Below are 25,307 nucleotides of genomic sequence, written 5' to 3'. Positions count from 1 at the left end.
GAGTTATTAACTGTATTGCCTTCTTTAGCCTCTTTTAATTTAGCTAAGTAATCTGCATCTTGAGCTGGTTCGCCTAACGCAGATGCCACATTATCCAATGTCATCGATTTAGCAGCATTCACTTTTGTGTGAATCTTAGCTAGCTCATTAGTATCAGTAATTTCTGCACCATCTTTAGTAGTAAATTTACCATCTGCAGTTTTGAATACTTGGTTACCATCTTTGTCTACGAAGATCACTGGGCTTGTCACACGTTCGTTGATCAATTGGTTACCGTTCACTGCATTATCTAATGCAGTACGAGTTGCTTTATCTAGACCAACTGTGATATTGCCTTCATCATCTTTAGTGATTAAAAGGCCTTTTTTAGGAGTTGTTTCATCAGCGCTTGTATCTGCACTAGTTTTTAATGTAATTGCTTTATCTTTTGGTGTTACAGCTTCCGCTGCTGCATCACCATTTTGAACTTTTAAGCCCCATTTTTGAGCATCTACATACGCTTTATTAGCTGCATCTTTGTTACCTGTTGGATCTGCCACATTAGTGATTGTTTTACCACCAGCATTGATACCATCATTGCCGATTGTCACTGTTGTTGTGTCTGTACCTTTTTTGTTCACTACAGATAGCTTATCGCCATCGATAGTTAATTTCGTACCATCTCCATCTGCTTTTGTTGCATTTGTAATCGACGTAATGCCTGTTAATGCTGAGTTTACATTATATTTGTAAGGGCTACCTGTTGTGCCATTACCTTCAACAGTTGTGTTCGTACCATTTGCAAAGTTTGGTTGTACTGCATTGGCAGAAATAGTGTATGTTTTCTTACCTGTTGCTGCATCTTCGCTGGAAGTAACTGTAACGCCATTACCTTGTACGACTTCTGTGCTTAGTCCTGTGATTACTTTTTTACCATCATCTGTAATGTTGGATAAGGCTTTATTTGCCAATGGATTTGTTGCATTATTGATGGCTGTATTGACTACGCTTGCTGTCGTTAGTTTATTTGCATTGCCAGCATCTGTAACATTAGTAGCCACTACAGGCGTTACTGTAATAGCACCATTATTATTCGCAACAGTTAATGTGTTCGCATCACCAGAAGCGACAGATTTCACTGGATTTAAACCAGAAATTGTAGCTGTTTCATCTGTTACTTTGCCATTAGCATCTACATATTTTAACGTAACAGTTCCATCATTCACAGTATACGCCTCTGGTTTAATATGACGTTCCGCTGTTTTGTCTAATTTACCTTCAACTTTTTCATTCGTTGTATGTAATTGTTTACCTGTTACAGCATCACTAGAACTATCTGTTAATGCAGCATCTGCTAGATTAGTCACCTTAGCGCCGCCTACATTAACACCATCATTATTGATTGTTACCGTTTTACCAGCACCAGTGAAAGTTAATCCAGTATCACCAGTAATAGACGTAATGCCTGTTAACGCTGGATTTACATTATATGTGTAAGGTTTAGCTGGTGTGCCATCACCTTCAACAGTTGTGTTCGTACCATTTGCAAATATTGGTTGTGCTGCAGTAGCAGAAATAGTGTATGTTTTCTTACCTGTTGCTGCATCTTCGCTGGAAGTAACTGTAACGCCATTACCTTGTACGACTTCTGTACCTAATCCAGTAATCACTTTTTTACCATCGTTTGTGATGTTGGATAGGTTTTTATTCGCTAATGGATTTGTTGCATTAGTGATTGCTGTATTGACTACTCCTGCTGTTGCAAGTTTGTTTGCATCATCAGTTTTTGTAATATCAGTAGCCACTACAGGTGTAACTGTAATAGCACCATTATTGTTAGCAACAGCTAATTTGTTCTCATCACCAGAAGCAATAGATTTAACAGGATTTAAGCCATTAATTGTTGCTGTTTCAGTTGTTTCTTTACCATTAGCATCTACATATTTTAATGTAACCGTTCCATTCTCTACATTATATGCCTGTGGTTTAATATGACGTTCCGCTGTTTTGTCTAACTTACCTTCAACTTTTTCATTCGTTTCATGTAACTGTTTACCTGTTACAGCATCAGTAGAACTATTTGTTAATGCAGCATCTGCTAAGTTAGTTACTTTAGCTCCACCTACATTAACACCATTGCCATTGATCGTTACCGCAGTACCCGCACCAGTGAATGTTAGTCCAGCATCACCAGTAATCGACGTAATGCCTGTTAATGCTGGGTTTACGTTATATTTGTAAGGGGTAGTTGTACCATCACCTTCAAGAGTTGTATTTGTACCAGCTGCAAATTTCGGTTTTAGCGCAGAAATAGTGTATGTTTTCTTACCTGTTGTTGCATCTGTATTTGGAGTAACTGTAACGCCATCACCCTGTAGAACTTCTGTGCCTAATCCAGTAATCACTTTTTTACCATCGTCTGTGATGTTGGATAAGTTTTGATTCGCCAATGGATTTGTTGCATTATTGATCGCTGTATTGACTACGCCTGCTGTTGCAAGTTTGTTTGCATCTCCAGTAGCTGTAACATCAGCAGCCACTACAGGTGTAACTGTAATAGCACCATTATTGTTAGCAACAGTTAATTTGCTCTCATCACCAGATGTAACAGATTTAACAGCATTTAAACCAGTAATAGTTGCAGTCCCTGCTGCATCATGACCTTCACCATCGACATATTTTAAAGTAACAGTTCCATTCTCAACAGTATATGCCTGTGGTTTAATATGACGTTCCGCTGTTTTATCTAACTTACCTTCAACTTTTTCATTCGTTGCATGTAATTGTTTACCTGTTACAGCATCAGTAGAGCTACCTGTTAATGCTGCATCTGCTAGGTTAGTGATTTTTTTACCACCTACATTAACACCATCATTGCCGATCGCAACAGCTGTTGTGCCACCATTCAATGTCAATGTATCACCAGTGATAGACGTAATACCTGTTAAATCAGGTTTTATATTGACTGTATATTTATTACCATCTGTTCCATCGCCACTTACAGTTGTATTCGTTCCATTAGCAAGTTTAGACGGAGCCGCTCCGCCGCCACCGCCGGCAGATGCTTTAAGTTCATTTTTTAAAGTTTCACTTAATTTTAATTTATACTTACGAGTGACACCGTTTTCAGTGCCTTTTTCAGGTTTTTCACTGTTACCTTTATCAACAACAATATCGTCACTATCCTCTACAAGAGTATCATTAGCTTTTACAATAAAATTGTTATATGTAACATCATTCCCATCAAAATCCTTTTCCGTAAAAGTATTCTGCTTAACAGTTACATTATCACCTGCTTGCACATTATAATAATGAACCCTTATTATTCCCTCATCCGGATCAAATTTTAATTCATTATATACTGGAACGCTAAACTCGGGTGGTACATTGGATGTTGTTCCATGATTAGATGCAGATTCACTAGCCATCACCCATGGTGCACTAGGGCTAAATGATGTCCCTATTGTTGCTGACGTTACTGCCAACAATGTAAGAGCATATTTTTTACGTTTTTTTGGTATACTATCTTTCATAATTCGCACTCCCTTTTTATGTATTACTCATTGCCATTAAAACGGATCCTATCCAGCAACTTTCATACCTTATACATCCATATCAAATCATCGAAATGAATGTGAACGTGTTGCTACATCAACTATCTGTATTATAGAGTTTAAATATCTAACGATTTTATATTCCCAAACTACTACAACAGCAATATGGCATGAGCCACTTCCTATAGCACATACCCGTTTAGTTTGCATATCTACACTTTTAAATATATATCTATTATAATGTATACCACCTAATTAATGCAATAATATATTATTCATATATCTTAATATTTTATCCTGTACCCCCCCATTTTAAACGAATTGAATATTTTTATTAGATTGAAATTGTGATTATTTATTCCATTCAAATACAATAAGATAAGAGTGCTCTCTCAACAAACCTAACCACTGAATCAGTTCGGGTAGGAATATGTCGTGCTCTTTGCTTTATTACTCACAATCGCCAAACAATCCATAGCGAAACAAGTAGTATTATTCCACAAAGTATGCTATACTAGATTTGTAAATAAGAAGAGCCATCAACGTGTGCAGGCGTTAGGCTCATCTCAAATGTTGGAAAATTTGACTTGCCTAACGTGTATAAGTGGTGCGAACACTTATCATTTACGTTAGGCTTTGTCATTTCTAGTTAAAGAAACGATAAATATCTATAATTAATTTCAAAAATTTTACCAATAAAGATAATCTTTTCAAAAACTTCATAGAAATCACCTCCTCCCATAGTAGGAAGAGATGAGCCTAACAACACGTTAATGACTTTTCTACATTTTCATTATATCATAAATTTCGACAAATCGTTTATATTTTTAACATAAGGAACGCAGTGAGGTGTAGTAGCCTTTGTGGCGCCCCTTACTGACCAAATAACACAAACACAAGAAGAGCACGACATGTTCCGGAGCAAACCTAACCACTGTATCAGTTTGCGTAGGAATATGTCGTGCTCTTCCCTTTATCTAATCACAACCGCCACAAAGGTGCCTAGCCTAATTAGTGACGTTTAAATCCCATTTTTTCCATAATGATGAACAGCATAGGAATGATTGCCACTCCAAAGAATGTAGCTGTAATCATACCGAATACTACTGTTACACCCAAGGATGCACGGGCACCAGCACCAGCGCCACTTGCCAACATCAATGGCAAACATCCAATGATAAATGCTAAGGACGTCATCAAGATCGGACGTAACCGAATCTTCGCTGCTTCAATAGCGGCATCTACATAGTTCATACCTCTTTCATCAACACGAATCTTAGCATATTCAATAATCAAGATCGCATTCTTCGCTGCCAAACCCACTAATGTAAGCAAGCCGATTTGGAAATAAATATCCAAGGCAAAGAAATGTGTAGATTTCATCATGGCACCAATCATATTGAACAACCATGGACCAAGAACAGCACCGAAGATACCTGTTGGAACAGATAATAAGACTGCAAATGGTACTTTCCAAGATTCATACAAGGCAGCCAATACGAGGAATACAAAGACAATACCGAATCCAAAGATAATCACTACTTGGGATCCTGCTTTGATTTCCTCACGAGTTTGTCCACCCCAATCATAGGTGTACCCTTGTGGCAATGTATCTTTCGCCACTTCTTCTAATGCTTTGATAGCATCACCAGAGCTAACACCTTGTGCAGCATTACCACCGATGCTCACAGCTGGGAAGTTATTATACCGTGTCACCACAAAAGCAGATGTTGTTTTTTGAGGTGTAATATAGGTATCTACTGGTACCATTTGGCCGGCTGCATTACGCACTGTTAACAGATGATTCATGCTAGGATCTGTACGGAACTGATTGTCCGCTTGCAACATAACTTTATAGTTCTTACCAAACTTAGTAAAGTCATTTAACTGCATACCACCATAATACCCTTGTAAGGCTGTATAAATATCAGTTACTGCTACGCCATCACGAGCCGCTCTATCACGGTTCACATCAAAATTATAAGACGGTGTGGTCGTATTGAAAGTCGTGTAAATACTGCTGAACTCAGGACGTTTTCTAGCCTCTGCTAGGAACTGTTCTATCACCGCATTCATTTGCTCTGTAGTGTGGCCTGCTTTATTGATAAGGTACATGGAGAAACCACCTGTATTACCAAGGCCAGGAATAGATGGTGGGTTCAACGGAATGATCGTAGCTCGTGGATCTTTAGAACCATGCATGAAAGTATTGCGAATCTTCAAGCCAAGTTGTTGATCTGGTTGCGTTCTTTCACCCCAATCAGTTAAGGATGTAAAGATAACGCCACCACTAGTTTGTGCTGCACCAGCTAAGATATCGAAACCTGGTACAGTAATAGTACCATTCATATCCTTATCTTCATTCAAGAAATGTCCTAAATCAGTTAATACTTCTTTCGTACGGCTAGTCGTAGCACCTGGAGGTAATGAAACAGCAACCATGAAGTAGCCACTGTCCTCAGCTGGTACGAATCCACTCGGAACCATGCGCATCATTCCAAAAGTAGCCACCAAGAACACCGCTAATGCTAACCAAGTAGCCCACAAGCGATTCGCCCACCGCGCTAATAAGATACCATATTGATCGATTCTGCGATCTAAGAAACCATTAAACCACTCTAAGAATCGTCCTACTATATTAGTGCTTGGTTTCTGCACATGTGGTTTTAACATAATCCCGCACAAGGCTGGAGTCAAGGTCAATGCTACAAAGGCGGAGATAATGACTGAGATAGCTACTGTTAAAGCAAACTGCTTATACAATACACCAGTTAAACCACCCATAAAAGCAACAGGTACGAATACAGAAATCAATACGAAGGCAATACCAATAACAGGTCCTTGTACTTTTTCCATAGCTGCTACTGTAGCCGCTTTGGGTTTCAATCCATTGTAACGCATTTCATATTCTACGGCTTCAATTACGACGATCGCATCATCTACAACGAGGCCGATAGCTAACACCATGGCTAGTAATGTCAGTGTATTAATAGTAAAGTCCATTACCTGGAAGGCTGCAAATGTACCAATCAAGGATACAGGTACTGCAATCATAGGTATTACTGTAGACTGCCATGTTTGCAGGAATAAATACACGATAATCGCTACGAGAATCAAGGCTTCTATAAATGTTTTCACCACTTCTTTCATGGAAGCCTTAACAAATTTCGTATTATCTACGATAATTTTCGCCTGCATATCTGGTGGGAATGACTCTTCTTGCTGTTTAATTACCTCTTTTACAGCATTGATTGTTTCTAATGCATTCGCATCATTCGTTAAAGAAACAGCAAATACAGCTACTGGTTTATCATTGCCCGTTTCTTTTGAGAAGCTGGTAGGCTCTACAGAATAACTTTGTGCCCCTAATTCAACACGAGCTATATCTTTCAGATGTAATAAATTATTCTTTTTATCTTTTTTAATAACAATATTTTCAAATTCGGAAATTTCAGCCAAACGACCTTGTACTTTTACAGATGTGTTGAAAGCTTGATCTTTGTCGATTGGATCAGATCCTAAAGCACCTGCTGCCGCTTGCTTATTTTGAGTGCGGATGGCATTGCTAACATCCCCTACGGTAACACCATATTTTGACATCTTTGTTGGATCTAACCAAATTCGCATGGCATAGTCAGCACCGAACTCTTGTACATTACCAACGCCATTGACAGATTGGATCGCATCCATCATATAGTTTGTAGCATAGTTTTTTAGGAATGTTCTATCATAGCTTCCATTTGGCGATACCAAAGAAAATACCATGGCCATATCACCAGATGATTTCGTAGTGGTAACCCCTACGGTCTGCACTTCTGCTGGTAAGGATGCTAAGGCGCGAGCTACACGGTTTTGCACATTGACTGTGTCCATATCGGCATCAGTGCCTTGCTCAAACTGTACAGTTAAGTTATAAGAACCATCCCCTGTACTCGTGGATTTCATATAATCCATATTTTGTACGCCTACAATTTGTTTTTCGATGACTGCTGCTACCGATTCACTTACTACCTCAGCATTGGCCCCCATATAGGCAGTACGTACCTGTACTTGAGGAGGAGAAATTTGCGGGTATCTATCGATAGGCAGTTTCGATAAGGAAATCAACCCTAGCAATGTAATAATAATTGAGATTACAATGGCAAAGATAGGGCGATTAATAAAGAATTTTGACACAATATCACCCTAATTACCTTTCTCAATATCTTCTTTGGTCAATACAGTAGCTTTTACTTCTGCTCCATTTTTCGCTTTAGTCAAGCCATCTACGACGATTTCATCGCCCACTTTTAAACCATTTCCATCTTTGGAAGGGCGAATGATTGTATATTTACCACTTGTACCACTTGTTTTTACAGGTACTTGTTCAACTTTACCATCGCGGATAACCATAACAAATGTTTTATCTAGTACTTGTAATAACGCACGAGATGGAATTAACATAGCACCTTCAATTTTTTCACCGCTCGTAATAACAGAAGCGTACATATTAGGCAATAACATATGATTTGGATTTGGGAACGCAGCTTTCAAAATAAGTTGGCCCGTACCACTGTCCAAGTTTTTCGCTGCTTCTACAATGTGACCTTTAATAGTACTTACAATTTTATGATTATCATCATAGGTACCATAGATTTCGCCATTAGATAGTTTTAACTCTACTTCTCCATCAACAGCACGATGAGATTTTTTATATTCTAAATATTCTGCTTCACTCATACTAAACTGAACATATACAGGATCTGTAGAGTTCAATGTCACTAGCGCTGTTTGCCCCGCTGTAACGAATGTGCCTAGATCTACATCGTCCATTTCCAATGTACCATCAAATGGCGCATATACTACTGTATCTTGTAAATTATTTTCAGCCAATCGAATCTGTGCTTCCATAGCTTCTACAGCTGCACGGTTTTGAGCCGCTACACTGGCTTGTGTATCTAGTGTTTGGCGTGCTATAGCATCTTCATTCGCTAAGGTTTGATATCGTTGTAAATCCACTTGGGAATTTTGATATGCTGCATTAGAGCGAGCTGCATTAGCTTGTGCACTAGCTAAATTTGCTTCATATTGACGGCCATCTAACCGATATAAGGCTTGTCCAGCATGCACGGTTTCGCCACCTTTAACATACTTTTCTACTACACGACCTGATACATTGGCACGAACCACAATAGAGTTCTGAGCTAATACTGTACCATTAAAAGATTCTTGTACATTCGTATCTGATGCTGTGATTTTATAGGAATTTACTTCCGTTGGCCCTTGTCCAGGTGCTTGTCCACCACAACCAGATACAAGCACAAGCGCTGCCAAGCTGGCTGCAATTAAACCATTATACGCTTGTTTTTTCATTCGTTTCACCCTTGCTTGTAATACCTTGTAATATAACTGAAATAACCTTTGGCATATATGTATATAAATCATCACAATGACTGGTGCTTTCCAACACAATGCGTCGTACAGCGCCTTGCAGCATCATAATGATAATATCAATATCTACGTATTGAGCAATATAACCTTGCTCTTGTTGGCGTACTAAATAGTCTTTGAGCAAGCCCCAATCTTTCTTGAACAAAGTTTTCAGAGTTTCTTGTAGTTGCGGTATCGCTAAGAAGATTTCTATGAAAGATTCCCCATTGAAAGCCGCATACAAATTTGACCGTACTTTAAAATACTGATCTAATACTTCTTCTAAAGTAAGACTTTTGTTTTTTACAATATTCTCATGTTGTCTGTAAAACTCTTCTTCCCCATGGACTAAAATGGTTTCCACAATTTCATGTTTAGAATGAAATTGTTCATACAACGTGCGCTTACTAATGGTAAGAGATTTTGCTAAATCATCCATACGAAATGATATGCCTCGTTCCTCAATCATTATCGCCGCCGCTGCTAAAATTTTATCTTTAACGGTAACCAATATAGCCCTCCTTTCACACTCTCTTGTATAAACACTAAAAACTCAATCTACATTGTTCAGTACCACTTTTAAGTTTACTCAAAATAGGAACAAATGTCAAACTAAGAAAGTAGCCAATCTACTATACTTACTACATGTATACCATCATACTCATCATCTAAAGCCAAATCCATAGAAAGCACTATTTTTTTATAGTTATTAGGAATTTTTTGTAATGGTTTTAGCTCCCTTTGCCTTACTATTTCATCCTTCATCGTTTCCGTCACTTGAATATAAAGTTTTTCCGTTGCTGTTGTTGCAATAAAATCCACTTCTAATGTATCTACTTTACCAATAGCTACATCGTATCCTCTTCGCAATAGCTCAAGATATACTACATTTTCTAAAGCATGCCCTCGATCCCTATCACGTATTCCTAGTAAATAATTACGCAATCCCATATCGACAATGTAGTACTTACCCAAGGTACGCAAATATTCTTTTCCTTTTATATCAAATCGTTTGACATCATAGAATAAATAAGTTTCTTTTAAAGCACCTATATAGGCAGCGATCGTTTGATTGGCTGGCTTTCCTTGTTTTTCACGATTCACTATCATCTGTTCAGATACAAGAGTATTGCTAATAGAGTTAAATGATGTAGTATTTCCAATATTATCGGCTAAAAATAAAATTATTTTTCTAAGTAATTCTGCATCGGTGACTTGTCGTCCTTTACGATTTCTTTCACGCTCTAAAATATCACGCACCACTACAGTAGAATACACGCCATCTAATAATATGAAAGCTTTATCCTGTTCTAATCCTACATCTGCTATCCCTGGCATACCACCATACCGCATATAGGCATCGAATAAATCACTTAGTTCTACAATATCCTGTTGCTCATTCACAGCGCGTTTCTTAACATGTCCCATGGGCGTTTTATATTCTGTAACTTGATATCCGTGAAAGTCTATAAATTCACTAAACGATAATGGATACATTTTAATTTCAACATATCTTCCAGATAAATAGGTGGAATATTCCGATGATAACAAATACGAATTGGAGCCAGTAATATAGATATCACAATTAAAATCTACTCGGAATGAATTAATAGCTAATTCCCACTGATCAATCTTTTGAAGTTCATCAAAAAATAAATAGTATGTATTCTCTGTGGTAACTTTATTTTTCACATAATTGTATAAATCCTTATAGGTCATTTCTTGAAATGTTAAAGATTCAAAATTAATGGCTATAATTTGCTCCTCGGGGATTCCTTGCCGTATTAAATATTCCTGCATCAAAAGCATCAAGCTAGATTTTCCACAACGTCTGATTCCAGTGATGACTTTAACAGGTTCTGTATCTTTAAAAGCAATCAGCTGTTCTAAATATTTGTGTCGTACTTTTAATTGTTTCTTACGATTCATTTGTATCACTCCTTTTACATTTATTATACCCCAAACTTCTATTTTTAGAAAGTTTAGGGCATGAATACCCCAAACTTTTATTTTTTAAGAATTTAGGGTATGCATGCCCTAAATTTGTAAATAAAAAATGCCACGCCTTAGCGCAGCATTTCTTTGAAAGCAGATTAGTTATCCCATACTTTAGGAATATAATACTCAGTAAATAGTTTTATCGCATAGTTATCTGTCAATCCCGCCACATAGTCCACAATATCTTGATCGGTAATGGGATTGTCATGATGAATTTCATGGCGAATCGCCTCGGGGTGTTCTTTATAGTACATAAATAAGTGTTTTACCACATAGTCCCCTTTATTCCGATCCGGAATTAAAGATGGCGCTCGATACACTCTTTCAAACATAAAGCGACGGAATATATTCATGGTTTCTGTAGCACGGTCCGACATAGAAATCACCGGTTGATCCATAGAGGATGTCACCATGTCTGTGACCATGGCAGTAATCATTTTAGAATGGGTATCTCCAAAGACTTGTACCACTTCTTTCGGTAAATCATCCACCCTGAGCATATGTGCCCGTAAGGCATCATCAAAGTCATGACATAAATAGGCGATTCGGTCTGCAGTGCGTATAATCTGACCTTCTAAGCTAAGAGGCATATGAGACCCTGTATGACCTAAAATACCATCACGAACTGCAGTTGTTAGGTTAAGACCTTGTCCATTCTTTTCAATACTTTCCACCATGCGTAAGCTTTGCTCATTATGATTGAAGTGTCCTACCATATCACGAAGAGCATATTCTCCGACATGCCCAAAAGGCGTATGCCCCACATCATGACCCATAGCGATGGCCTCTGTCAAATCTTCATTCAACCGCAACGCACGAGCGATGGTACGTCCAATTTGACCTACTTCTAAGGTATGTGTCATACGAGTTCGATAATGGTCCCCCGGAGCAATATAGACTTGCGTTTTATGTTTTAGTCTACGAAAACACTTACTGTGCAAAATGCGATCTCGATCTCGCTGAAAATCCGTCCTATACGCATCGGGTTCTTCCTCACGATCCCGTACAGATTCTCTACTTTTAGCCGCATAAGGACTTAAGATAGCATACTCTCGTTCTTCTAGCATTTCACGAATACTCATATGACACCTCCTCACTTAGCGTGTTTCCATAACTCGATTTTTTTGAATGATTTGCATCACCATGCCCGCTGTTTCTTCAATAGACTTGTTCGTCACATCAAGAACTGGACAATGCAATCGTCTCATCACCGTTTTTGCATAATTTAATTCTTCTTCAATACGACTTACATTGGCATAGTTAGCATCTGCATGTAATCCCATTGTACGAAGACGTTCTTCACGAATATTGTTTAATTTGAAAGGATCAATAATCAATCCCACAATTTTACGGCCTGGAATTTGAAATAATTCTTCTGGCAAAGGCACTTCTGGCACCAATGGCAAGTTGGCAGCTTTAATTTTTTTATAGGCTAAGAACATAGACAATGGTGTTTTACTGGTACGAGAAATACCGATAATGACAATGTCCGCTTTTTCAAAGCCTTTTGGATTTTTACCATCGTCGTATTTCACGGCAAATTCAATGGCCTCTACCTTTTTAAAATATTCTTGGTCTAGTTTATGAATCATACCAGGTGCCAATCTAGGCTCTGTATCTGTCATAGTTCCTACTGCATCCATAACAGGACCCATAATATCTACGGCTTGCACACCCTGTGCTTTACAAGCTGTATCTAAATAAGACCGCAATGCTGGTGATACAATGGTATGACAGATCACATGTCCGCCGGTAGCGGCTTCTTTTACCACTTCATTGATTTGTAATTCATCATTAATATAGGGCACACGAACAATATCAATCGTTTCCTTATCATATTGACTAGCCGTTGCACGTGCCACCGATTCAGCTGTTTCCCCAAGGGAATCAGAGATCGCATAAATAATTTTAGCCATAGTATCTCCTATCGTTTTCCACAATCCCAAAATAAACGGGTCACTGTCGTTTTTGAAATACGACCCACCACGCGATATTCTTTACTTGTCTCTAATAATACCTTATCTACCACCGGTACGCAATCTATTTCAAAATCAATCATCCGTTCTACTGCTTCCACAACAGGCATATCGGGATATGCCACTACGACTTTACTGGTAGGTGTCATGATCATGGAAATAGGCATAGTATTTAAATCAGACCCGCCAAGAGAGGCACGCAATAAATCTTTACGAGAAACCACTCCTTTTAATATACCATCATCACAGATTAAGATAGTTCCTACATCTTCTGTGAACATGGTAACAATTGTGTCATACACAGATGCTGTAGAACTGACTGCTACCACACTGGACATGACTTGTGCTACTGTGAAACTATTAATCTCAGCCGCTAAGGGATTATTTGCCACTTTACCAACATAGTAATACCCTACCTTTGGCCGTGCATCTAAAATACCCATCATCGTCAGTACTGTTAAATCTGATCGCAACGCAGACCTCGTTAAGTCCAATTTTGTAGCGATAGCTTTACCAGTGATAGGCCCTTCTTGTTGTACAATTTGTACAATCGATTCTTGTCGTTTTGAAAGATTCATATTGTTACCTTTCTATGAAAAAGGAGGCTCCTTCCAGAGCCCCCTTATGTATTACCAATCTAAAGCTTCTGTATTTTGACGACCTTTGCCAGTCAAAGCATCTAGCATAATGCGTTGTTCCAGTTGTGCCACCATTTTTTTCGTAGATACCACAGCATCTGGATTGACAGAAATAGAATCGATGCCATGACGAACTAAGAACTCACAGAACTCTGGATATACACTTGGCGCTTGTCCACAGATAGATACAGTTTTACCATCTTTGTGTGCTGTTTCAATTAAATGTTTAATAGCACGTTTTACAGCCAAGTTTCTTTCATCATAAATATGTTGTACTGTTTCATTATCGCGATCACAACCCAATACAAGCATAGTCAAATCGTTGGAACCGATAGAGTAACCATCCACATATTGATTGAATTGATCTGCCAAAATAATGTTCGCAGGGATTTCAGCCATCAACCATACTTTGAAATCTGCATTGCGTTGTAAACCATGTTCCGCCATGATGCGAGTCACTTCGGCTGCTTCCTTCACAGTACGACAGAATGGAATCATGACTTGCAAGTTTTTAAAGCCAAACTCATTGCGCACTTTTTTGATGGCTTCTAATTCTAATAAGAAAGCTGGTGCATAGCGTTCATCATAGTAACGAGAGGCGCCACGGAATCCAAGTAATGCGCTAGATTCTTCTGGCTCGTACTTGTCACCACCATTTAAATCACGGTATTCACTGGATTTGAAGTCGCTCAAACGCAATACAACTTGACGAGGTGCTAAGGCTGCACATACTTTACGCATGCCTTCTGCTAAGGTATTGATAGCAAAATCACGACGACCTGTTTCGATTAAATGCATTGGGTGTTCATGGATAAACGTGGTCCAAATAAACTCTTCACGCATTAAACCGATACCATCACAAGGTAATACGCCATATTTTTCAGCCAAATCTGGATCGCCTAAGTTCATATAAATTTTAGTGCCTGTAATTGGTGTTGGCTCTACATAACGAGCTTCTGCTGCAGGTTCTGCTTTTTTTGTAGCTTCTTCTAAAATTCCATCATAGACAATGCCATTGGTAGCATCTACAGTAATCATTTGACCATCTGTAATCGTTTTTGTAGCCTCTTCACTACGAGATTTTGTACCTACGATACAAGGAATCCCCAACTCACGGCTAACGATAGATGCATGACACGTCATACCACCAGCATCAGTGACGATAGCTTTTGCTTTTTTCATCGCTGGTACCCAGTCAGGAGCAGTCATAGTAGTAACAAGGATTTCACCTTCTTTGAAATCATCGATATCTTCTGGATTTTCAATGACATGAGCACGACCTGCTGCTTTACCAGGACTCGCAGGAAGACCTTTTACAACAATCTTACGTTCTGTAGTAGTCGCTTCCACTACAGCTTCTTCTTTTTCTTTCTTTTGAGAGAATACAGTTTCTGGACGGGCTTGTAAAATCCATACTTTTCCATCGCGCTCATCAATGCCCCATTCCATATCCATATAGCAACCATAATGTTTTTCAATTGCTTTCGCATACGTTGCAAGTTCGATAACTTGTGCATCCGTAATCACTTGAGCACGAGCTTGATCTTCTGAAATTTGAATTTCTTCACAATCTCCATCAGGTTTACGAACTAATGCCACATTTTTATCATTAATCATGCGATCTGTGATTTGTAATGTCGCTTTGTCTACAGTGAAATTATCTGGTGTTACAGTCCCTTGTACGACATATTCACCAAGGCCCCAAGAACCTTCGATAATGATAGATTTATCATCTCCATTCATGATATTCACAGAGAACATAACCCCTGCCGCTTTGGAGTATACCATCATTTGGATAGCAGCAGACAAGGCTACTGTCATATGATCGAAACCTTGTTTTACACGATAGTACGTAGCACGGTCTGTGAAAGTAGATGCATAGCATTCTTTTACTTTCGCAATGATCATATCTGCGCCACGAACATTTAAGTAAGTATCTTGTTGACCTGCAAAACTAGCATCTGGCAAATCTTCCGCTGTAGCACTAGAACGAACCGCCACAAATGGGTTCACTTCTCCTACTTTACGGGCTAATTCTTCATAACCTTCACGAATCGCCTTAGCTAATGGAGCTGGCATTTCTTCATCCATAATCATTTGACGCACTTCTGCAGTGACCTTACGTAACAACGCAGAGTTCTCTACATCATGTAATTCTTCTAATTTAGCTTTAATACGTTCCACCAAACCAGTTTCTTCCATGAAATAACGATACCCATGGGCTGTCGTAGCATAGCCATAAGGAACAGGAACATTCGTAGAAGAAGTCATTTCTCCCAAAGAAGAAGACTTACCACCAACAATATCCACATCCTCACGATGCAATTCATCAAACCAAAGAACATATGCAGTATCACGACTCATGATTATCCCTCCATCACAAATAGTATTCATAATTTAAGTATATAGTACAACACATATAATAAATAGTCAAGCATAATTCTATATGTATACCTAATTGATTCACCAGAATAACGCTGTTTTTGAAATATAGAAGAATATATGTTGCTATACTTGGCCTAATCTTTTTAAAATATCGCTAAGTATTATACATGTTATCATAAGAATGTACAGAAATGACGATATAAGGATGTAGCACTAATAAAAAAGCACCCGATACGGGTGCTATCAATAGATTGACTAGGTGGGAGTCGAACCACACGCTTCGGACGTTTTACCTGCTATATGATGCCCTAGGTCTTAACTTTAAAGACTGTTTTTCAAGCCATCACCAATATTTCTATTAGCGGCCTAAGGAAATCCTTCTAGTTCAGTTTTTCTTGTAAAGGCCCGCGTTCTGAAGCCATTAAACTACTAGTCAATCTATTTGCGTCTATTATCTCATACTTGTAATACATCTACAACTATTTGTTTTCTATTTTCCCTAATTCTTTTGTTCCATTTTTATCATGTACTCCCCAGAGGAACGACGTTAGACGTAGTAGCCTTGCGGCGGCTTTCACTACCTAAATCACACAAACATAAGAAGACCGTTACATACCCCTGAACAAACATAACCACTGTATAGTTCGAGAAGGAATATATGGTGCTCTAACAATCCCAGAGGAACGCCGTTAGACGTAGTAGCCTTGTGGCGTCCCTTAACTGACTACATTATACAAATGCAAGAAGAGCACGGTGTGCCCCCGAACAAATACAGCCACCTCTACCAATCCTCAGAGGAACGCAGTTAAACGTAGTAGCCTTGTGGCACCCCTTTCTACCTAACTCGTACAAACACAAGAAGACCGTTACATACCCCTGAACAAACATAACCACTGTATAGTTTGAGAAGGGGTATGTAACGGTCTTCCCTTTATCATATTTAGTTAAAACCGCCACAGGCTACATAGTGTCATAAGTGACGATACATTATGAAATACCGTTTGTGAGGGTGTATACCGTGCTCTTCCCTTTATCATATTCAGTTAATACCGCCACAGGCTACATAGACTAACAAGAGACGATTTTGATGAATTTCCGTTTCCCCACTTGCAATACCATGCCATCTTTCAATACAATATGTTCTTCATTGCATTTTTCACCATCAATTTTGAAGGCTCCAGCTTTAATAGATCGTCTTGCTTCTCCATTACTTGCTGTTAAGCCTGCATCAGATAGTAATTGTGGTACGAAAACAGGTTCTTCTGTAATAGCCACTTTATATTCAGGAATATCTGTTGGCATTGCATGTTTTTGGAATACACGAATAAACTCATCTTGCCCAAAGTTAGCAGCCTCTTCACCATGGTACAAACGAACAATGGTATGAGCCAATTTCATTTTCACATCTCTAGGATGTGCTGCCCCAGATTCTAAATCTTTGCTCAGTTGTTCTTGTTCCTCAATAGACATATCGGTAACAAGCATAAAGTAACGCATCATCAATTCATCTGGAATAGACATGGCTTTACCATACATTTCAGAAGGAGCCTCGCTAATACCAATGTAGTTGCCAAGGGATTTACTCATTTTTTGAACCCCATCAAGGCCTTCTAAAATCGGCATCGTGATGATTGTTTGCTCTGGCATGCCTTCTTCGCCTTGTAGATGACGACCCATCAACAAGTTGAAAGTTTGGTCAGTACCACCAAATTCCACATCAGCTTTCAAAGCAATAGAATCATACCCTTGCATCAATGGATACATGAACTCATGAATGCTAATTGGTCGACCTTCTGTATACCGTTTATGAAAATCATCCCGTTCCAACATACGAGCTACTGTATATTTAGAAGCTAGCTTCAATACATCAGCAAAATCTAATTTGCTTAACCATTCACTATTAAAGCGCACTTCTGTTTTAGCAGGGTCTAAGACTTTGAAAATTTGCTCTTGGTATGTTTTTGCATTCGTAATGACTTGTTCTTCCGTCAACGGTGGACGTGTTACACTTTTACCCGTAGGGTCACCGATACGAGCCGTAAAATCACCAATAAGGATGATGACTTTATGACCAAAATCTTGGAACAGTTTTAGCTTGCGCAACACAACAGTATGACCTAAATGGATATCTGGTGCTGTTGGATCCAAGCCCAATTTAACAATCAATGGCGTATTGGTTGCTACAGCCTTCTCTAATTTCTTTTTAAATTCATCTTCCGGTAAAAGATCAGCTACCCCACGGGAAATGAGGCGAAACTGTTCTGCTGCACTAATCATAATTATCTCCTATATTACTGTGAACTTTTAGAGGATTTTGGAGCAATAACTGGGTCTTTCCCTTTATTACTTTTTGATTTAGAAGGACTCTCATCATTTGATGTTGTACCATCATCGTTATCTAAATCTCCGTCTCCATCTTTCTTATCTTTATCTTTTTTATCTTTGTCATCTTTTTTCTTATCTGTAGCTGGGTTTGTATTACCCGCATATGCCTCTGGGCCTACCCCATCTGGCACGGTAAAGTTTGATGCAGGTGTATCAGCCAAGGCTGCTTGCATATATTGTCTCCAGATAATCGCTGGCGTTTGACTCCCTGTGGTACCATGTAATGTTTCAGAACCACTATCGTCACCCATCCAAACAACTGTGACTAAATCAGGCGTATATCCAGCAAACCAAGCATCTTTTTCTTCGTCTGTAGTTCCCGTTTTACCCGCTGCAGGACGGCCAAAATAAGCATTACCACCTGTACCATATTTAATAACAGATTCTAGCATATTCGTCATTATGTAGGCGTATTTAGGTTCTACTACACGAGTTTCTTCAATGGATGATTCTTCTACAATATTGTTATTGCGGTCTACAATTTTTGTAATTGCCACTGGTTTAACTTTCACACCATTATTAGCAAGAACACCGTACGCTACAGCCATGTCTATCGGTGTCACACCTTTTGTTAAACCACCTAAGGCTACGGCTAAGTTGTCATCGCCTTTTTTATCCAATGTGGTAATGCCCATTTTTTCTGCTAAGTCTAGCACGTTGGACATACCCACTTTATCAGCTGCCAATACGGCTACTACGTTATTAGAATGTGCTACCGCATTACGCATCGTCATGGCACCATAGTGTTTACGCGAATAGTTTTGCGGTTTCCAACCATGGAACTCCGATGGTTTATCCACATACACAGTACCTGGGTTATCGCCATGCTTTAAAGCTGCCAAGTATACAAATGGTTTAAAGGACGAACCTGGTTGACGTACCGCCATGGTAGCACGGTTGAAAGAATCTGTACCGCGACCACCCACCATAGCTACGATATGACCATTGTGAGGATTAATCGAAATCAATGCCCCTTGTGGCTGACGTAAACCATTTGCATCAGTATAATAATCCGGCAAGTTTTCCATCGCTTTTTCTGCTGCACGTTGCGCCTTCATATCGATGGTCGTGTAGATTTTCATGCCCTCTTTGTAAATAGCATTATCACCATATCGTTCCGACACTTCATTGATTACATAGTTAATAAAGTATCCCATACTACCATATCCATTAGAGGATTGCGGTTTATCTAGCAAATGTATATCAGCATTCTTTGCCTCTTCTGCTTCGCCCTGTGACAAATATTCATATTTTACCATCTGTCCTAATACAACAGCTTGACGTGCTTTTGCAGCCTTAAGATTATTAAATGGAGAATAATAATTAGGACTTTGTGGCAAGCCTGCTAGAATTGCCATTTGCGCTAGCGATAAATCTTGTACATCTTTACCAAAATAAACATGAGATGCAGTTTGCACTCCATACGCACCTTGACCAAAGTAAATTTGGTTCATATACATTTCTAGAATTTCATCTTTGGTATAGCGTTGTTCAATACGTAAAGCCAATAAAGCTTCCATAATCTTTCGTTTGAAAGTACGATCTTGGGTTAGGAATGCATTTCTAGCTAATTGTTGGGTAATCGTAGAACCACCTTCTGTCACACCATCGTGAACAATATTAACCCATATAGCACGCAAGATACCAATAGGGTCGATACCGTGATGACTATAAAAACGATTATCTTCTGTAGCAATAAACGCATTTTGAAGTTTCTTAGGAATCGTAGCCAACTTGACTGGTACACGATTTTCCTCTGAATGAACAGTAGTGATCAAATCTCCATTGGCATCATAAATTTGAGATGATGCCGCAGGTTTTACATTCGCTACATCAGGCAAAGAAGACATGGTGGCACCTAAAAATCCACACCCTGCTCCTGCAACAATTAATATAAATAAGATGAAGAATAACCAAAAGGAACGTTTCCATGATGATTTTTTCTTCACTGGTTTCTTTTTGACAACTCGTCTCCTCGGAGGAATTGCTCTTGATGAACTAGGATTCATATGTCACCTCTCTAAAGCTCTTTATTTCCTATAGAACACCCTTAATTATACTCTATTTGCTGATGTTTGTACAAATCGAATTCCTCTAAACCCTACTATAGGATAACCGTTGTAGCACCTGCACCACCCTCGTCTAAACTAGCTAGGTCATAACTTTTAATTCCTGGTAAGGTTCGTAAATAATCATGAACCCCCGCACGTAATGCTCCCGTTCCTTTGCCATGAACGATACGAACTGAATTTAATCCGGCTAGTATGGCTTGGTCAATAAAACGTCCTACTTCTACAATGGCTTCATCCACAGTCTTTCCAATGATATTAAGTTCTGTCGATGCTTGTTGTTGACGAATCACAGCCATACCAGAACGTTTGCGTTGACGATTGGACATAGGTACAGGATTTTCTTTACGTAATAAAGCACTAGCTTCCTCACGAGTGGCTGCTAATAGATCTTTTTCTTTCACTGTCACCGTAAGTCCATTCATATCTACTTGAATCCGTTTCCCTTGAATAACGAGTATAGTACCTAACGATTGTAGATTATCTAGGAACACTACATCTCCTACTTTTACCTTACTCACATCTAAATGTTCTCGTTTTTCTATAACACCACTAGGGACAGCTACATTGGATACGCCTTTTCTAGCTTTAGAAATAGCATCCTGACGCTTTTGCTTATCCGTCTCATTGAAAGAACCTTTTAACTCTTTGATGATTTGTTCACTTTCAATACGTACAGAACGTTTCATATTTTGTGCTTCTTCACGAGCTTTTTCTAAGATGACCTTTTTCTTATCCTGTAATGTTTTTTTATCTCGTATCACTTGGGTACGCATACGACGCACTTCTTCTTGTTCCTTTTTCAAAGCTCGCTCTCGCTCTTGGGTCTTTCTAAGCTCTTGGTTTAACTCGCGGAGCATATCTTCCATAGCGCTACGTCCGTTCAATTCCCATTGTTTGCGAGCTAAATCCACCACCTCTTGCGGTAACCCTAAGCGAGCCGCAATACTAAGTGCATGTGAACTACCTGCTACGCCAATATGTAAACGGTATGTGGGACGTAAAGTTCTTTCATCAAATTCCACATGCCCATTTTCAACACCTTCCGTTTGATAAGCATAGGTTTTCAGTTCATTATAGTGGGTGCTCACCATCATGAGTGCTCCCTTTTTGCGGAAGTATTCAATAATAGCAATCCCTAAGGCACTTCCTTCTTCTGGATCCGTACCAGAACCTAATTCATCTAATAATACTAAATCATTTGGTCCTACCTTTTTCAGTATCCGAATTACCTGCGACATATGGGCAGAGAATGTACTCAAGCTAGCTTCAATGCTTTGTTCATCTCCAATGTCTGCATAGATATGGTGAAAGATTGGTAACGTAGACCCACTGTCCGCTGGAATACATAATCCACTCTGGTTCATCAATGCCAATAGCCCCAAAGTCTTTAACGATACCGTTTTACCTCCAGTGTTAGAACCGGTAATCAGCAAAATACGATATTTCGTCCCCAACGTAATGGTAGTAGGCACGACTATATTAGGAGCGAGCATAGGGTGACGAGCTTGTAGTAGGTTTACCTCTCGACCTTGACTAATCGTGGCACGGACAGCTTTCATCCGTATGGCTAATTCTGCTTTTCCATAGACAAATTCTACATGGGATACACCTTTACAAGCATCCAATAATGTATCTGCATGAGCTCGTACGAGTTCTGTTAATTCTTTATAGATACGAAGTACTTCTTGTTCTTCTGCCAAGGTAGCTTCCTGCAATTCATTATTTAAGTCTACCAATCGCATAGGTTCAATATATAATGTGGCACCTGTAGCTGATCTATCATGGATAAGACCAGGAAATGCTCCTCGATATTCTTGTTTAACAGGAATCACGTAACGATTATTACGCATAGTAACGATAGCTTCTTGGAAGTATTTTTGATTGTCCTTGTCCTGCAATATTCTTTGTAGGTCATTTTTGATAGCATTTTTGGTGCGGCTCATGGTCATACGCAACTGTTGTAGTTTCGGTGTAGCACTATCTAATAATATACCGTAGGCATCAAAAGTTCGTTCAAAGCGCTTGGTCAGCTTATCGTGACTAGGCAAATCCTGTACCCATAAAGATAGTAATGGATAGAGCAAATATTTTTCTTTAAAAAACCGATGCATCCGATTATATGCCAAGATAGTGGTATGCAAGTCCCAAAGCTCTTCACGAGTCAAAATAATTTCTTTACGACTTTTCGTACAAGTTGTACGAATATCTTTCGTGCCACTGATGGGTTGCTCCACTTCTTGCTCTAAGGAGCGCATAGCTTCCACAGTTTCATCTAGGGCATCTTCAATTTTTTGACGGTTGTGCATAGGTTGCAAATTCAGTGCATATTCTTTAGCTATGGCAGAGGAACACACATCTGCCAGCTTTTGCCGTATATGTTGAAAGTCTAAGACTTGTTCACTATTCATTATGATTCCCCTAAAATTCCTTTAAAAAAGTGCCCCCGTGTGATATGAGTAGCTCCCTCTTTGCTTGGTGCTTTCATAGACCCTTCTAATAACTGATGATACATACTCACCTCGTCAGCAATCCATTTAGGACTTCGTTGTCTTCCATCAATGATTAGACGTTGTAATCCAGAACGACGCAAATCATCGATATAGCTTTTCATATCTAACTCTCGACTATTCATAATATGAGTACGACAGAATGGATCCGTATAGATAGGGAATAATTCGCCTTTTCTATCCTGTAAAGCATAGTCTTTTTTCGTGCATACTAATGGACACCCTCGTTTATAACCTGTACCGGCAAAACTACTGATAGGACAATACTCAGAAATCATCAATTCTACACGACCCTGTACAATAGCTCCAATAGGCATAATATTTTTACTCGCCATTGTATTCATTTGATGCAAGGTAGCTTCTAAGGATACATTGGTAGTAGTAAATCCTAAATCTTTCAAGATACTTAAGGTGTGCCAGTTGAACGTTTGTAAGCCTGTATCACCTTCCACAATTCCTGTATATCCCAGTTGATGTAATACTTCTAAAGCGCCCAAGAAATGGACTCGAATCCCATCGGGCTTTGCTTGTACCATATAGGATAGCATATCTCTGAAAGCTGTGCTTTCATTATCCTTGATTACCCTCGGGGTACTGAAGATAATATCTTTCTTAGCATCTCGACAAAGCTGTACAATCTCCTCATAAGCGGTCTGAGCCACAGGGATTCTGTGTAATGGATCTCCAAATACAATGCGGTCCACTGGTGTCTTGACTGCCTGCTGAACACTTTCTACAGAATCCACTAGGATTTCTAATTGTTTTGTATCAGATTCTAAGGTAGAAATTTGAGTAAATCCTAACACCTGCCCTACAGATTTAGTCATGTCCCCTAATAATCCCATCCCTGTTGGCAGGTTCACTTTACGTGCTTCCCATGATGCCACGTATTGTTGTATCAACAATTCTTCCATAGCCTCCACAGCATTTCTACGAAGGTTATTTAAGACACTGCTAGGCCACATGAAAGTCCCTTCTGGAACCGTTACATGGTCTAACTCAAATAATGTATTTCCTAAACGGCCTAATTGTTCCATAATTTTATCCGTTGACGTGGGTTTGTTATTAGCTATTTGTAATACATATTCATCAGTAACCGTTACCGTTTGACCAGCCTCTAACATCATTGTCAATGAAACAGTGCTACCTTCTTCGCCATGTAAGAACATATAGGTTTTGTATTTACGAGTAAAATCTTTCAATCCCCGCTGTTTTGTATATCCACCTTGACTGGCACGATAGACCTTGCCTGCACTAATAGTTTCTGTAAGTGGAATGCGATATATATTACGATCAAAAGTCATATCCGCCGTCACCGTAATGTAGTGCACATCTCCCGTATGGGCGATAACTTTCAGTAAGTCGCTTTCTGCTACAGCCTCCTTGGTGCGCAAGACCAGCATACGTCCTTTAACCTGTCCTTCCCCAAGGTATTTCCCTAAATGGTTAGGCGCACTGATGGTCATCATAGACTTGGAACCATTATTTTCTAAATAAGCCGTAGAGAACCCACGATTAAATCCTTCTTCTAAGCGAGTAAAATCTGCCTCTGTGGCTTGTCCAGATCTATCGATAATAGTCCGATATGTACCGATAACCTCATGCACATAGGATACCTTTTTCATGCGTCCTTCTACTTTGAATGAAGCTACACCTGCTTCGATGAGCTCTTTCATATACGCACTATAGTTTAAGTCCTTAGGGCTCATGATATAGGTCTCTTTATCATGAGTAATTTGTTCACCATCTAAAGTAACCAATTGGTATGGCAAGCGACATGGTTGGGCACAAGACCCACGGTTGCCACTACGTCCACCAATGAAACTACTCATCAAACATTGTCCAGAGTAGGAAATACAAAGCGCTCCATGAATAAACACTTCAATTTCAGCCTTCGCATGTGCACAGATATGGCGGATCTCATCTAGGCTCAGTTCCCTAGATAGAACCACTCGTGTAAATCCTAAGCGTTCTAGAAATTGTACAGTCTCCAAATTAGTAGCCGTCATTTGTGTACTACCATGTAGCTCTAAGGTAGGCGCTACTTGACGCGCTATTCTTGCAACACCAAGATCTTGCACAATAATGCCGTCTACACCAATGCGTTTTAATTCACGTAGATGCTCTGCTAAGGCTTTACTTTCACGGTCACCTACCAAGATATTCACCGTTACATAGATACCCACTTGTAATATATGTGCTAGGCGCAAAGCCTCTCGCAACTCATCATAGTCAAAATTTCCTGCATGAGAGCGCGCATTAAAGACCTTACCGCCTAAATAAATGGCATCAGCCCCTGCTTCAAGGGCGGCCATAAAGTTTTCCATTGTCCCTGCTGGGGCTAATAATTCCATCACAACTCCTTATAATAAATCGGTCATCCCATAAGAGAGATGACCGATTG

13 protein-coding genes are annotated in these 25,307 nt (G+C 39.3%); all 13 read right to left on the bottom strand.

What is annotated here, in order from left to right; all coding sequences use genetic code 11:
- The coding region (locus EO121_RS03635) for a hypothetical protein (protein ID WP_164725852.1) at nt 1-3,512 on the bottom strand (3,512 nt) is incomplete at its 3' end.
- A 1,032-nt stretch (nt 3,513-4,544) separates the two neighbouring features.
- Nucleotides 4,545-7,709, bottom strand: coding sequence for an efflux RND transporter permease subunit (locus EO121_RS03630; protein WP_127166109.1), 3,165 nt, complete (start codon nt 7,707-7,709; stop codon nt 4,545-4,547).
- A 9-nt stretch (nt 7,710-7,718) separates the two neighbouring features.
- Nucleotides 7,719-8,885, bottom strand: a complete 1,167-nt coding sequence (locus EO121_RS03625; protein ID WP_127166108.1) for an efflux RND transporter periplasmic adaptor subunit — start codon at nt 8,883-8,885, stop codon at nt 7,719-7,721.
- Complete coding sequence (locus tag EO121_RS03620; RefSeq protein ID WP_127166106.1) at nt 8,866-9,453, bottom strand: TetR/AcrR family transcriptional regulator; 588 nt, start codon at nt 9,451-9,453, stop codon at nt 8,866-8,868. The genes EO121_RS03625 and EO121_RS03620 overlap by 20 nt, the downstream gene beginning before the upstream one ends.
- Nucleotides 9,454-9,554: 101 nt before the next feature.
- A complete protein-coding gene (locus EO121_RS03615; RefSeq protein ID WP_127166104.1) occupies nt 9,555-10,871 on the bottom strand; it encodes an ATP-binding protein in 1,317 nt (438 codons plus the stop codon).
- 164 nt (nt 10,872-11,035) lie between these two features.
- Complete coding sequence (locus tag EO121_RS03610) at nt 11,036-12,022, bottom strand: deoxyguanosinetriphosphate triphosphohydrolase (RefSeq protein ID WP_127166102.1); 987 nt, start codon at nt 12,020-12,022, stop codon at nt 11,036-11,038.
- A 15-nt stretch (nt 12,023-12,037) separates the two neighbouring features.
- Nucleotides 12,038-12,856 (bottom strand): pyruvate, water dikinase regulatory protein, encoded by an 819-nt coding sequence (locus EO121_RS03605; protein WP_127166100.1) that lies wholly within the window; start codon nt 12,854-12,856, stop codon nt 12,038-12,040.
- An 8-nt stretch (nt 12,857-12,864) separates the two neighbouring features.
- Nucleotides 12,865-13,494 carry a CBS domain-containing protein gene (locus EO121_RS03600; protein WP_009354020.1) on the bottom strand — a complete coding sequence of 210 codons (630 nt, stop codon included), beginning with the start codon at nt 13,492-13,494 and terminating at the stop codon, nt 12,865-12,867.
- A gap of 51 nt (nt 13,495-13,545) precedes the next feature.
- A complete protein-coding gene (ppsA, locus tag EO121_RS03595; RefSeq protein WP_127166098.1) occupies nt 13,546-15,918 on the bottom strand; it encodes a phosphoenolpyruvate synthase in 2,373 nt (790 codons plus the stop codon).
- A gap of 1,089 nt (nt 15,919-17,007) precedes the next feature.
- Complete coding sequence (gene tyrS / locus EO121_RS03590; protein WP_127166097.1) at nt 17,008-18,216, bottom strand: tyrosine--tRNA ligase; 1,209 nt, start codon at nt 18,214-18,216, stop codon at nt 17,008-17,010.
- A 14-nt stretch (nt 18,217-18,230) separates the two neighbouring features.
- Entirely contained in the window at nt 18,231-20,333 is a 2,103-nt protein-coding gene (locus tag EO121_RS03585) for a transglycosylase domain-containing protein (RefSeq protein ID WP_127166095.1), read from the bottom strand.
- Nucleotides 20,334-20,428: 95 nt separating this feature from the next.
- On the bottom strand, nt 20,429-22,804 hold the full coding sequence (locus tag EO121_RS03580; protein ID WP_127166093.1) for an endonuclease MutS2: 2,376 nt from the start codon (nt 22,802-22,804) through the stop codon (nt 20,429-20,431).
- A complete protein-coding gene (locus EO121_RS03575; protein ID WP_127166091.1) occupies nt 22,804-25,257 on the bottom strand; it encodes a DUF3656 domain-containing protein in 2,454 nt (817 codons plus the stop codon). Before EO121_RS03575 ends, EO121_RS03580 begins: the two co-directional genes overlap by 1 nt.
- Between the last annotated feature and the right edge of the window lie 50 nt (nt 25,258-25,307).

This window comes from Veillonella sp. CHU732 (assembly GCF_003992085.1).
In the GTDB taxonomy this organism is placed as follows: Bacteria; Bacillota; Negativicutes; order Veillonellales; family Veillonellaceae; genus F0422.
The sequence above is the reverse complement of the archived record's forward strand: the minus strand, read 5'-3'. Positions and strand labels throughout refer to the sequence as shown.